This window comes from Pseudomonas sp. S37 (assembly GCF_016658545.1).
In the GTDB taxonomy this organism is placed as follows: Bacteria; Pseudomonadota; Gammaproteobacteria; order Pseudomonadales; family Pseudomonadaceae; genus Aquipseudomonas.
In genome coordinates this window covers 1-12,746 of sequence record NZ_JACVZC010000055.1, presented here as the reverse complement: position 1 = coordinate 12,746, position 12,746 = coordinate 1, and the positions used below count along the sequence as shown (strand labels likewise).

12 protein-coding genes are annotated in these 12,746 nt (G+C 64.1%); 2 read left to right on the top strand and 10 right to left on the bottom strand.

From position 1 onward, the window contains the following. Positions 1–111: 111 nt before the first annotated feature. Genes IAE39_RS17220 through rluC form a run of 3 tightly spaced genes read right to left on the bottom strand, consistent with a single transcriptional unit; the run spans position 112 to position 2,742 of the window. Positions 112–1,101, bottom strand: coding sequence for a S49 family peptidase (locus IAE39_RS17220; RefSeq protein ID WP_201204689.1), 990 nt, complete (start codon positions 1,099–1,101; stop codon positions 112–114). A 6-nt stretch (positions 1,102–1,107) separates the two neighbouring features. Beyond that, a complete protein-coding gene (locus tag IAE39_RS17215) occupies positions 1,108–1,782 on the bottom strand; it encodes an HAD family hydrolase (RefSeq protein WP_201204687.1) in 675 nt (224 codons plus the stop codon). A 3-nt stretch (positions 1,783–1,785) separates the two neighbouring features. After that, positions 1,786–2,742, bottom strand: a complete 957-nt coding sequence (gene rluC / locus IAE39_RS17210) for a 23S rRNA pseudouridine(955/2504/2580) synthase RluC (protein WP_110744543.1) — start codon at positions 2,740–2,742, stop codon at positions 1,786–1,788. Between the two features lie 805 nt (positions 2,743–3,547). On the opposite strand from rluC, the gene rne reads away from it, so the two are divergent. Beyond that, positions 3,548–6,865 carry a ribonuclease E gene (gene rne, locus IAE39_RS17205; RefSeq protein WP_201204685.1) on the top strand — a complete coding sequence of 1,106 codons (3,318 nt, stop codon included), beginning with the start codon at positions 3,548–3,550 and terminating at the stop codon, positions 6,863–6,865. Between the two features lie 197 nt (positions 6,866–7,062). After that, positions 7,063–7,851, top strand: coding sequence for an EndoS/ChiA family endoglycosidase (locus IAE39_RS17200; protein ID WP_201204683.1), 789 nt, complete (start codon positions 7,063–7,065; stop codon positions 7,849–7,851). A gap of 172 nt (positions 7,852–8,023) precedes the next feature. Here IAE39_RS17200 and murB read toward each other — a convergent pair whose 3' ends face one another. The 7 genes from murB to IAE39_RS17165 are packed head-to-tail and all read right to left on the bottom strand — an operon-like array spanning position 8,024 to position 12,562. Then, entirely contained in the window at positions 8,024–9,043 is a 1,020-nt protein-coding gene (gene murB, locus IAE39_RS17195; RefSeq protein WP_201204681.1) for a UDP-N-acetylmuramate dehydrogenase, read from the bottom strand. Then, the gene (locus tag IAE39_RS17190; protein ID WP_201204673.1) at positions 9,040–9,504 is read right to left on the bottom strand and encodes a low molecular weight protein-tyrosine-phosphatase; all 465 of its coding nucleotides are present in this window, start codon (positions 9,502–9,504) and stop codon (positions 9,040–9,042) included. Before IAE39_RS17190 ends, murB begins: the two co-directional genes overlap by 4 nt. Next, positions 9,504–10,268 carry a 3-deoxy-manno-octulosonate cytidylyltransferase gene (gene kdsB, locus IAE39_RS17185; RefSeq protein WP_201204671.1) on the bottom strand — a complete coding sequence of 255 codons (765 nt, stop codon included), beginning with the start codon at positions 10,266–10,268 and terminating at the stop codon, positions 9,504–9,506. Before kdsB ends, IAE39_RS17190 begins: the two co-directional genes overlap by 1 nt. Beyond that, positions 10,265–10,450: a Trm112 family protein gene (locus IAE39_RS17180; RefSeq protein ID WP_003247142.1), complete on the bottom strand. Its 186-nt coding sequence runs from the start codon at positions 10,448–10,450 to the stop codon at positions 10,265–10,267. The genes kdsB and IAE39_RS17180 overlap by 4 nt, the downstream gene beginning before the upstream one ends. Positions 10,451–10,494: 44 nt before the next feature. After that, a complete protein-coding gene (lpxK, locus tag IAE39_RS17175; RefSeq protein WP_201204669.1) occupies positions 10,495–11,496 on the bottom strand; it encodes a tetraacyldisaccharide 4'-kinase in 1,002 nt (333 codons plus the stop codon). Further along, positions 11,496–11,930, bottom strand: a complete 435-nt coding sequence (locus tag IAE39_RS17170; protein WP_012271149.1) for an ExbD/TolR family protein — start codon at positions 11,928–11,930, stop codon at positions 11,496–11,498. The genes lpxK and IAE39_RS17170 overlap by 1 nt, the downstream gene beginning before the upstream one ends. Beyond that, positions 11,927–12,562 (bottom strand): MotA/TolQ/ExbB proton channel family protein, encoded by a 636-nt coding sequence (locus IAE39_RS17165; RefSeq protein WP_201204667.1) that lies wholly within the window; start codon positions 12,560–12,562, stop codon positions 11,927–11,929. Before IAE39_RS17165 ends, IAE39_RS17170 begins: the two co-directional genes overlap by 4 nt. Positions 12,563–12,746: the final 184 nt, after the last annotated feature.

The window sequence follows — 12,746 nt, the reverse complement described above, 5'->3', positions numbered from 1 at the left end:
TGCGGCCCATCGCGACGCAAGGCCGCTCCTACAAGGAATCGCGATCACCTGTAGGAGCGGCCTTGCGTCGCGAAAGGGGCGCAGAGCGCCCCCAGCATTTTCTGGCCCGACTCAGCGCAGCTGCGGCCCCTGGAACCCCATCCACATCGCAAGGTGCTCAGCCACGCTGGCCCCCACACGCTTGGAGAAGCGGTCAAACGGCGATTCCTGCACGGTGAAGTCCACCAGCTCTTTCTCGCCCACAATCTCACGCGCCACATAACTGGCACTGCCCAGCCCATCGACAAGCCCCAACTCCTTGGCCTGCTCGCCCGACCACACCAGGCCACTGAACAGCTCCGGGTGCTCCTTGTCTTTCAGGCGCTCGCCGCGCCCCTGCTTGACCATGGCGATGAACTGGTTATGGGTAGTGTCCAGCACGCCCTGCCAGAACCGGGTTTCTTCCGGCTTTTCCGGCGAGAACGGGTCGAGGAAGGCCTTGTGCTCGCCCGAAGTGTACGAACGCCGCTCAACACCCAGCTTCTCCATGGTGCCGACAAAGCCATAACCGGCCGCCGTCACACCAATCGAGCCCACCAGGCTGGCCTTGTCGGCATAGATCTCGTCCGCCGCGCTGGCGATGTAATAAGCACCGGAGGCACCCAGGTCAGCGATTACCGCATACAGCTTGATGGCCGGGTACTCGGCACGCAGGCGGCGGATTTCGTCATACACATACCCTGCCTGCACCGGGCTGCCGCCCGGGCTGTTGATGCGCATCACCACAGCCTTGGTCTTGCCGTCCTTGAACGCGTTGCGCAGGCTCTTGACGATGTTGTCGGCACTGGCGGCCTCCTGGTCGGCAATCACCCCGCGCACTTCCACCAATGCGGTATGGCTGGCACTGCGCGAGGCCGCCTTGTCCATGTCCATCAGTGGCGAGAACAAGGCCAGGATGCCGAACAGGTAGACGAAGGTCAGCAGCTTGAAGAAGATGCCCCAGCGCCGCGACCGGCGCTGCTCCTGCACGCTGGCCAGCAGGGTCTTTTCCAGCAGCTTCCAGCTTTTGCGCTCTTCGCGCTCCTCGGGCTCGGCCTCGGGGGCCTTCCATTCGTCTGCCATGCTTACCTACCTTGGAAATGGAATTGCGGAACCACCCAGCCACTCGCGCAGCTGGGAAAAATGATCGATGCACACTTGCGGGCCAAACTCGGCCAGCGCCTGCAGCGACATGGCACCATAGCCCACCGCCACCGAATGCATGCCGGCATTGCTGGCCATCTGCAGGTCGAATGCCGAATCTCCGACCATCAGCGCACGCCCCGGTTCGACGCCACAATGGCCAAGGATTTCCTCGAGCATCAGCGGGTGTGGCTTGCCACGGGTCTCGTCGGCGGCGCGGGTTATGTCAAAGAACTGCTCCCAGCCGTTGGCCTTGAGCACCCTATCCAGCCCGCGGCGGGCCTTGCCGGTGGCCACCGCCAGCCTGTAACCCTCGGCGCGGAAAGCATCCAGCGACTCGGTCACGCCTTCGAACAGCGGCGAAGGCTGCTGATCCAGGGCCATGTAGATATCGGCGTAGTGCTGGCGGAAGCTTTCGACCTGGGCAGGCGCCAGGTGCGGGTACAGGGTGTGGATTGCCTCGCCCAGGGCCAGGCCGATGATGCCCTTGACCGCATCGTCGCTGCTTTGCGCCTCGCCAGCACGCTCGGCGGCGGCGTTCATGGCTTCGACAATTCGCCCGATGGAATCGGCCAGGGTGCCGTCCCAGTCAAAGATCAGCAGCTCGTAGTCTTTCTTCATAGGTCACGGCGCACTCAAACGTTCCACAGTCTTGGCCCACACCTCGTCCACAGGCGCTTCAAGCTTCAGCTCGCCACCGTCGGGCAGCGGTACAGTCAGCGCATAGGCATGCAGGAACAGGCGCTTGCCGCCCAGCTCGCGAATTTCACGGCTGAAATCTTCGTCGCCGTACTTGCTGTCACCCGCAATCATGTGCCCCGCATGCAGGGTATGCACACGGATCTGGTGGGTACGGCCAGTGATCGGGCGCGCCTCGACAATGGTGGCGAAGTCGCCAAAGCGGCGCAGCACGCGGAACAGGGTCAGCGCCTCCTTGCCTTCGTCGTTCACTTCGACCATGCGCTCGCCGGAACGCAGGTTGCTCTTGAGCAGCGGCGCGTTGACCTGCTTCTTCGCGGTTGGCCAGTGGCCACGCACCAACGCCATGTAGCGCTTGTCTACGCCGTCACCACGCAACGCGGCATGCAGGTGGCGCAACATGCTGCGCTTCTTGGCGATCATCAGCAGGCCGGAGGTGTCGCGGTCCAGGCGGTGCACCAGCTCAAGCTCCTTGGCGTCCGGGCGCAGCTGGCGCAGCGCCTCGATCACACCAAAGCTCAGGCCACTGCCGCCATGCACGGCGATGCCAGCCGGCTTGTTCATCACGATCAGCGCCTTGTCTTCATAGACAATGGCAGCTTCCAGGCGCTGCAACAGCCCCTGCGCCACCGGCGCCGGCTCGTCGCGCTCCGGCAGGCGCACGGGCGGCACCCGCACGATGTCGCCAGCCTGGATCTTGTACTCCGGCTTCACGCGGCCCTTGTTGACCCGTACTTCACCCTTGCGCAGGATGCGGTAGACCAGGGTCTTGGGCACGCCCTTGAGCGCCGTGATGAGGAAATTGTCGATGCGTTGGCCGGCAAGCTCCGGCGCGACTTCGATCAGCTGAACGCCGGAAGTCGGAGGGGTATTGGTCGTCATGGCGGGAATCATAACAATTTTTTATGGAATTGAAGCACTTAATCATTGCTGCTATAGTCGCGAACGCCGCCAAAAGCGGCAGGCCAGCGAAACCAGGCCCTTGGCCGGTTCCTGACCTTCGCAATTCTCCAGGACGCGAGGCCGTCCTACGGGGTTTTCGCCAGTTTACCGAATTGCCTGGAATCGCCACCAGCGCTGTGTAGAGAAGACCGAAAAAAAACGACAAGTGCGGTGTTTCACCTGCTTATCCCACTTCTTTTCGCTGTACCTCTGCCCGCCCCGTCGCTTCCACGCAACGCACGGCGAATGCTTCGGAAATACCTGCCTTGGACATGTAATGGCGTCAGCTTCCCACTTTTGAAGCTGGCGAAAAATGCAACCCGTTGCGGATTCAGCGCGCGGCAGCACCCGAATTATCAGGGATACGTGCAGGGTGGAGATGCACAGCCCTCGGACCGTGTAGCACCGCGTCCGGCCACCGGCCCCGTACAATGGCCGGCGAGCGGATAAGGTCCTGAACAGATGCCCCCGGGCGTCCACGGCTGACGGTTGATTCCTCCTCCTGACTGAGTGCACAAGGCCCGCTTGGTTGATTCGGATACCCATTCGAAGCCACCGGGGCCTTGTTGGCACCGCAGCAAACAGGACGCGTCGTCGCGACAACGGCAGGCTGGGCAACCGGCTGGTGCCGAACGTTGCTCGACACGGGGGTGGCCCGGCCACCCTTTGCGCACCTTGGCACCGACCATGAGACGTCGTGTGTGCCGAACGCCGTTTCCGGCAGCCCGGAAACCGACGGTACAACATGAAAAGAATGCTGATTAACGCAACTCAACCCGAAGAGTTGCGTGTAGCCCTGGTGGACGGCCAACGTCTCTACGACCTGGACATCGAGTCCGGCGCGCGTGAGCAGAAAAAGGCCAACATCTACAAAGGCAAGATCACCCGCATCGAACCCAGCCTCGAAGCCGCCTTCGTCGACTTCGGTTCCGAACGTCACGGCTTCCTGCCGCTGAAAGAAATCTCCCGCGAATACTTCAAGAAAGCCCCGGAAGGCCGGGTCAACATCAAGGAAGTACTCAGCGAAGGCCAGGAAGTCATCGTCCAGGTCGAAAAGGAAGAGCGCGGCAACAAAGGCGCCGCCCTCACCACCTTCATCAGCCTGGCCGGCCGCTACCTGGTACTGATGCCCAACAACCCGCGTGCCGGTGGCATCTCGCGCCGCATCGAAGGCGAAGAGCGCAACGAACTGCGTGAAGCCCTGAACGGCCTGACCGTACCGGGCGACATGGGCCTGATCGTGCGCACTGCCGGCCTTGGCCGCAGCAGCGAAGAAATGCAGTGGGACCTCGACTACCTGCTGCAACTGTGGACCGCCATCAAGGAAGCGTCCCTGGACCGCGCCGCGCCGTTCCTGATCTACCAGGAAAGCAACGTCATCATCCGCGCCATCCGCGACTACCTGCGCCAGGACATCGGCGAAGTGCTGATCGACAGCATCGATGCCCAGGAAGAAGCCCTGACCTTCATCCGCCAGGTGATGCCGCAGTACGCCAGCAAGGTCAAGCTGTACGAAGACAGCGTGCCGCTGTTCAACCGCTTCCAGATCGAAAGCCAGATCGAGACCGCCTTCCAGCGCGTGGTCGACCTGCCGTCCGGCGGCTCGATCGTGATCGACCCGACCGAAGCCCTGGTGTCCATCGACATCAACTCGGCGCGCGCCACCAAAGGCAGCGACATCGAAGAAACCGCCCTGCAGACCAACCTGGAAGCGGCCGAAGAAATCGCCCGCCAGCTGCGCCTGCGTGACATCGGCGGCCTGATCGTCATCGACTTCATCGACATGACCCCGGCGAAGAACCAGCGCGCCGTGGAAGAACGTGTGCGTGAATGCCTGGAAGCCGACCGCGCCCGCGTGCAGGTTGGCCGCATCTCGCGCTTCGGCCTGCTGGAAATGTCCCGCCAGCGCCTGCGCCCATCGCTGGGCGAAAGCAGCGGCATCGTCTGCCCACGCTGCTCCGGCACCGGCATCATCCGTGACGTCGAGTCGCTGTCGCTGGCCATCCTGCGCCTGATCGAAGAAGAAGCCCTGAAAGACCGCACCGCCGAAGTACGTGCCCAGGTGCCGATCCCGGTGGCCGCGTTCCTGCTCAACGAGAAGCGCAACTCGATCACCAAGATCGAACTGCGTACCCGCGCGCGCATCATCATCCTGCCGAACGACCACCTGGAAACCCCGCACTTCGAAGTCCAGCGCCTGCGCGACGACAACCCGGAAGTGCTGAACAACCAGTCCAGCTACGAAATCGCCGCCAGCGAAACCGAAGAAGCGCCGCAGCCGACTGCCACCCGCACCCTGGTACGCCAGGAAGCCGCGGTGAAAACCGCCCCGGCCCGCGCCAACGCCCCGGTACCGGCCGCCGCTGAAGCGCCGCAGCCTGCCGCGCCAGTCGCCCCTGCCCCAAGCGCCCCTGAGCCAAGCCTGTTCAAGGGCCTGGTGAAGTCACTGGTCAGCCTGTTCGCCGGCAAGGACGAGCCTGCCGCTGCACCGGTGGTCGCCGCCACTGAAAAGCCGGCCGCCGAACGCAGCCCGCGTAACGAAGAACGCCGCAACGGCCGCCAGCAGAGCCGCAACCGCAACGGCCGCCGCGACGAAGAGCGCAAGCCGCGCGAAGAGCGTGCCGAGCGCGCCCCCCGCGAAGAGCGTCAGCCCCGCGAGGAACGCGCACCGCGTGAAGAGCGTGCCCCACGTGAAGAACGCGCCCCACGCGAGGAGCGTGCACCGCGTGAAGAGCGTGCTCCACGCCAGCCGCGCGAAGACCGCCGCGGCAACCGTGGCGAAGAGCGCGTGCGTGAGCTGCGTGAGCCGCTGGATGCCACCCCGCCAGCCGAACGCGAAGAGCGCCAGCCACGTGAAGAGCGCGTAGCCCGTGAAGAACGTGCTCCACGCGAAGAACGCGCACCTCGTGAAGAACGTGCCCCACGTGAAGAGCGCGCCCCTCGCGAAGAACGTGCTCCACGCGAAGAGCGCGCACCTCGTGAAGAGCGCGCTCCACGGGAAGAACGCGCCCCTCGCGAAGAGCGTGCTCCACGCGAAGAACGCGCCCCTCGTGAAGAGCGCGCACCACGCCCACCACGCGAAGAGCGTCAGCCACGCGCTGCTGAAGAAGCGGCCGAACAGGCTGCCGAACTGGCCGAAGAGCAACTGCCGAACGAAGAGCTGCTGCAGGATGAGCAGGAAGGCGCCGATGGCGAGCGTCCGCGCCGCCGTTCGCGTGGCCAGCGTCGCCGCAGCAACCGTCGTGAGCGCCAGCGCAACGCCAATGGCGAGCTGATCGAAGGCGAAGAAGAAAGCAGCGAAGAGCAGCCACAACAGCACCATGCCACCGAGCTGGGTGCCGAACTGGCTGCCGGCCTGGCCGTGACTGCCGCTGTTGCTACCAGCAACATCAGCAGCGACGCCGAAGCCCAGGCCAACCAGCAGGCTGAGCGCGCCACCGCCGAAGTCGCTGCCGTTGCCGAAACCGACAACAGCGAAGTCGCCCAGCCGGTTGAGCAGGTTCCGGTTGAGCACGTTGAAAAGGCCGAGCAGGTCGACGCTGTAGCCAAGGCTGAAGAAGTAGCCGTGGCCCCAGTGGTCGAGCAGCCGCTCAGCGAGCCAGTGGCCGTGGTCGAGGCAACTGCCGAGCCTGTGGTCGAAGTGGCTCCACAGCCGGTTGTCGAAGAAGCGCCTGCTGTCGAGCCGGCCGTGGTCGCCGAAACCGTGGCTGTTGAAGCCCCGGTAGAAGCGCCGGCAGTCGAAGCCGGTGAAATCGAACAGGCCCCGGCCGTGATCGAAGTCGCCCCGGTTGCCGAGCAGCCTGCCCCGGTTGTCGAAGCCCAGCCAGAAGTCGTGGCCGAGCCTGCCCCCGTGGTGGCCGAGCCTGCGCCGGTCGAAGCCCCTGCCGCGGTAGAACCTGCCACTGTCATGCTGTCCAACGGCCGCGCGCCGAACGACCCGCGTGAAGTGCGCCGCCGCAAGCGTGAAGCCGAGGCTGCAGCCAAAGCCGCACAGGAAGCGGCTGCCGCCACCGAGGAGCCAGCCCTGGAAGCTGCCGATGAGCACAAGCCTCATCACGGTTGATAGCCAAGGCTGAATGAAAAAAGCCCCGCCAGTGCGAACTGGCGGGGCTTTTTTTTGGCCGGTGTGGGAGCCGCGCTTGCCGGCTCCCACATGAACTGGCCGGCCAAACCTACCTCGCAGACCTGCCAGCAGCCACAACCCTGCCCCGCTGATAGGGTCGAGCTGCAATCGCACTCAATCATTCACCGGAGAAACAAATGAACCCTCAACCAGGCATCATGGCGTGCTATTTCCGCTCCTGGCGTGAAATCGCAACTGGCAACCCGGATAACAAGGTATCCATGCGCGAACTGCCAGACGAAGTGGACATTGTCTTTGTCTTCCCGGAAGGCGACGAACCCGCCGAATACTGGAACAAGCTCGAGTCTGAGATCATTCCCGCACTGCACCAGAAACAGATCAAGGTAGTCCGCACGGTGGCCATCGATGAGCTGATCAAGCCAGGCGCGACAGCACAGGCTATTTTCCAGCGTTTCTTCAGCTCGACCAAGGGCCTGGATGGCCTCGATATCGATATCGAGGACACCCTGAGCGAAAGCGAACGCAAGCAGGCCGAAAGGATTTCACTAGAATTGAAAGCACTACTGGGCCAAGGCCGCCTGTTCATCTACGACACCAACGAGAGGGGTGACGTCAACTTGCTTCGCTCGCTGGAGCCGCAACTGGACTACGTGCTTTTCCAGGCATACGGTCAGAGCCCAAGCCGCGTGCAGGGGCATTTTGACCGGATGTTCAAGGATTTCCTTGCCCCTTCGAAGTTTCTGGTTGGCTTCTCGTTCTATGAAGAGCGAGGCAATAAATGGGGTGATGTGTGCGACCCGTTTGAAACCAGCACTGCCCACGCCTATGCCAGCTGGCAGCCAAGCCAAGGCACCAAGGGCGGAGTCTTCTCGTATGCGGTGGACCGTGACGGCGTGAAGGAAGGTGATGATGCGCTGCAGCCCACCACATTCGAGTGGACCCGCCGATTGAAGAAGCTGCTGTAACAGCGGCAGGGCATGGCACCGGCTGTGCCGGTGTTCGCGGCTAAAGCCGCTCCTACATTTACCGCGCAAAACCGAAACCCGCGCGGTAAATGTGGGTACCGTGCAAAAGCGAAACCTGCGCGGTAAATGTAGGAGCGGCTTTAGCCGCGAAAGGGCCGGTACAGGCAATGAATCAGTACAGGTTCGGCTCCATTTCCAGCGCAACCCCGAACCGCTCGAGGATATCGGCCTGGATCCGTTGCGCCAGAGCATGCATCTGCGCCCCACTCGCCTGGCCGTAGTTGACCAGCACCAGCGACTGCAAGCGATGCACTCCGGCATCAGCGTCGCGATAACCCTTCCAGCCGGCCTGCTCGATCAACCAGCCCGCCGCCAGCTTCACCTGGCCATCGGCCTGGGGGTAAGCCACCACCCCCGGATGCTGCCCCCGAATACGCTCGACCGACTCAGCCGAAACCACCGGGTTCTTGAAGAAACTCCCGGCATTGCCCAGCTCTGCCGGGTCTGGCAGCTTTTCGCGGCGAATACTGCAGATTGCATCACTGATCGCCTGCGCGGTCGGTTCGGTCACGCCCTGCTCCGCCAGGCGCTGACGCACCGGGCCGTAATCCAGGTGCGCCTGCAAGGTGCGATTCAAGGCAAAACGCACACGCAAAATCAACCAACGGCCAGGGTTGCGCTTGAAAAGGCTGTCACGATAACCAAAAGCGCACTCCGCCAAGCCGAAGTCACGCAGCTCACCGGTCTCGCGGTCCAGGGCAGTCAGGCCGGCAAACACGTCCTTGATCTCCACCCCATAGGCACCCACGTTCTGCATCGGCGCAGCGCCCACGGTGCCAGGGATCAGGCTGAGGTTCTCCAGCCCGCAATACCCCTGCGCCAGCGTCCACTGCACGAACGGGTGCCAGGGTTCACCGGCCTCGGCCTCGACCACCACATGCTCGCCATCGTCACTGAGCACACGCCGGCCACGGCTGGCCATGTGCAGCACCAGCGCCTCGATATCGCGGGTCAGCAGCAGGTTGCTGCCGCCACCGATCACCAGCACCGGCACGCCTTGCTGTTGCGCTTCGCCCAACGCCTGGCGCACTTGCTGGTCATCCTGCGCCTGGCTGAAATAGCGCGCTTTCACGTCGATGCCGAAGGTGTTGTAAGGCTTGAGCGATACCTGCTCCTGCCACTGCCCTGTCATAACCGCCCCTTGATTTCCAGCACCAGCGCCTGGCAAGCCGCCTCGACCAGGTCGAGCACCTGTTCGAAGCCGTCGGCCCCGCCATAGTACGGGTCAGGCACTTCATCCAGCGCTGCACCGTAGCGACGCAGGAACAAGTCGAGCTCGCCCACGGCGGTGTGCGGGCGCAGGGCTCGCAGATCGCGCAGGTTGTTTTCGTCCATGGCCAGGACCAGGTCGTACTCGGCAAAGTGCGCCGCCGTGACCTGCTGGGCACGTTGCTGCGACAAGTCATAGCCACGCGCCAGCGCCGCCTTGCAGGTACGGCTGTCGGGCGCCTTGCCAACGTGCCAGTCGCCGGTACCGGCCGAGGCAACCCGCACCTGGTCGGCAAGCCCGGCCGCCTGCAATTGCTGGCGCAGCACACCTTCGGCAGTGGGCGAGCGGCAGATGTTGCCCAGGCACACGAACAGGACGCGCATCAGGCCTCCAGCAAGCGCCGCACGCGCTCCAGGTCTTCGGGTGTATCCACGCCCACGGCAGGCGCCTCGATGGCGTCCTCGACGTGAATGCGCACGCCGTGCCACAGGGCACGCAGTTGTTCCAGGGCTTCGGCCTGCTCCAGCCAGCATGGGCCCCAGCTGACGAAATCATGGAGGAAGCCTACCCGGTAGGCATACATGCCAATGTGGCGGCGGTAAGGCACACCGTGCGGCAGCTGGTCACGGCCATTGGCGAAGGTATCGCGCGCCCACGGCAGCGGCGCACGGCTGAAGGTCAGGGCCAGGCCGTTCTTGTCGCTGACAACCTTGACCGCGTTGGGGTTGAACACGGTTTCCGGCTCATGAATGAGCTCGGCCAAGGTCGCGATGCCCGCTTCCGGGTGGGCAGCCAGGTTGGCGGCCACCTGGTCGATGATCACCGGTGGAATCAGCGGCTCATCGCCTTGCACGTTGACCACGATGGCATCGGCAGCCAGGCCCAATTGCGTGGCCACTTCGGCCAGGCGGTCGGTGCCCGACTCATGGTCGACACGGGTCATCAGCACTTCGGCGCCAAATGCCTGGCACGCCTCGAAGATGCTGGCATCGTCAGTGGCAATGACCACGCGACTGGCAGCGCTCTTGCGCGCCTGCTCCCACACATGCTGCACCATCGGCTTGCCGGCAATCGCCAGCAGCGGCTTGCCTGGCAAACGCGTGGAGCGCAAGCGGGCGGGGATCACCACGGTGTAGTTCAGGCTCATTTGTCCAGGCGCTCGTCGTCGGTCAGGGTGCGTGCTTCGCTTTCCAGCATGACCGGGATACCGTCGCGAATCGGGTAGGCCAGGCCAGCGCCCTTGCTGATCAGCTCGGTCTTGTCGGCACTGAGCTTGAGCGGGCCCTTGGTGATCGGGCAGGCCAGGATATCGAGCAGTTTGGTGTCCATTGAAAGCGTCCTTTAGGCCAGGTGGCCGGAAATTGAAAACAGGCTCAGGGCTTGCGCAGCAGGCGCTGCAGCTGGCTGTCAAACCAGGCGCTGAACGCCGGCGAGGGCTGCGCGTCTACAGCCAGGTACCACCAGTCGTCGGCGGCGAAGGGCCGGCATTTCACCGCGTCCTTCTCGGTCATGACCAGCGGCAATGGCGGGCTGAAGGCCAGGCTCCGGGCGCTGAATTGCGCATGGTCGGCAAACGGGTGCGGCAGCGGCTGCCAGTTTAGCCCCTGCAGGGTATTGAAGAAACGTTGCGGGTTGCCGATACCGGCCACCGCGTGCAGGCGCTGGCCTGCGGGGAAATGGTCAAGCGGGCGGCGTTCACCACTGCGCAGGTTGACCAGGGCCGATGGCTGCAGGCAAAAGCCAAAACCGTCGGCGCGATCTGTGCTGGCGCCATTGAACAGCACCGCGTCGGCGCCCTGCAGGCGCTCGGCAGGCTCGCGCAAGGGGCCGGCCGGCAGGCAGCGGCCGTTGCCAAGGCCACGGGCGGCGTCGATCAGGACCAGCTCCAGGTCACGGGCCAGGCGGTAATGCTGCATGCCGTCGTCACACAGGATCAGGTCGAGCGCTTCGCTGGCCAGCAGCGCCTGCACCGCGCGGGCGCGGTCGGGGTCGATCATCAGCGGTACACCGGTGCGCTGCACGATCAATAGCGGTTCGTCACCGGCTTGCTCGGCGGGCTGATCGGCGCGCACGCGCCAGGGCAGCTGCGGTGGCTTGGCACCGTAACCACGGCTGACCACGCCCACCTTCAGCCCCTGCTGGCGGCAGTGTTCGATCAGCCAGAGAATCATCGGTGTCTTGCCGGTACCACCGACGGTGATGTTACCCACCACGATGACCGGCACCGGAGCCCGGTAGCTAGCGCTTTCACCGCTGAGAAAGCGCGCGCGCTTGCGCGTGACCACACGGCGGTACAGCGCCTCCAGCGGGCGCAGCAACGCCAGCGCCGGGTGCCCGGCGTACCAGGCGGCGAGCAGGCGGTCGGCGAAGGCCATCAAGGCGTACCCTGGGCCGCCTCGACGGTGGTCATGCGCAACTGGCTGAAACCGAGCTTGCCGGCGGCATCCATTGCAGTGACCACAGCCTGGTGCGGGGTCTTGCCGTCGGCGCTGATGGCCAACGGCAGCTTGTTGTCGCCGCCCGACTCACGCTCGATGGCTTCGCTGAGGGTGGCCAGGTCGCTTTTGGGCAGCAGGTGGTTGTTCACCGAATATACACCCTCGGCGCTGATGGTAATTTCCACCAGCTTGCCCTGGTCGGCCGGCGCCTGCTCGGCGCTGGCCGCTTCAGGCAGCTCGACGCGCAGCTGGGTTTCGCGGGTGAAGGTGGTGGTGACCACGAAGAACAGCAGCAGGACGAACACCACGTCGATCAGCGACGCCAGGTTGATGTCGACGTTCTCCCGCTGGCGATTGCGCCGGAACTTCACGCCTTGCCTCCGGCCACTTCCACTTCACGGTCGCCCTGCAGCACTTCCACCAGCTTGATTGCCTCCTGCTCCATGCCCACCACCAGTTCATCGATGCGGCGCAGCAGGAAGCGGTGGAAGAACACCGCCGGGATACCGACCATCAGGCCGGCCGCCGTGGTGACCAGGGCCTTGGAGATACCACCGGCCAGTACAGCGGCATTGGTGGTCATCTGCGAACCCATGAAGGCGCTGAAGATGTCGATCATGCCCAGCACGGTGCCCAACAGGCCCAGCAGCGGTGCCATGGCGGCGATGGTGCCGAGGGTGCTGATGTAGCGCTCCAGTTCGTGGATGACGCGCGAGGCGGCTTCCTCGATGCACTCTTTCATGATTTCGCGGCCATGGCGCGAGTTGGCCAGGCCTGCGGCGAGGATCTCGCCCAGTGGCGAATCGGCGCGCAGGGCCTTGAGCTTGTCACTGGTGAGTTGCTTGTCCTTGATCCACATCCATACCTGGCCCAGCAGGTGTGGCGGGGTGACGCGGCTGGCGCGCAGGGTCCACAGGCGCTCGACGACGATAGCCATGGCAGCGATGGAACTCAGAATGATCGGCAGCATCATCCAACCACCGGACTTGACCAATTCCCACACAGTAAACGCCCCTTCGGAAAAAGGCCGCCACTCTACCATAGGCGCGCGGGGGGCTCATCTGCCGGAGGTCAGGGAATTGGCCGGGCCGGTTTCTAGCTTGGGCTTTGGGTGTCTGGTCTGGCCTCTTCGCGGGTAAACCCGCTCCCACAGGTATTGCACTGAACCTGTAGGAGCGGGTTTACCC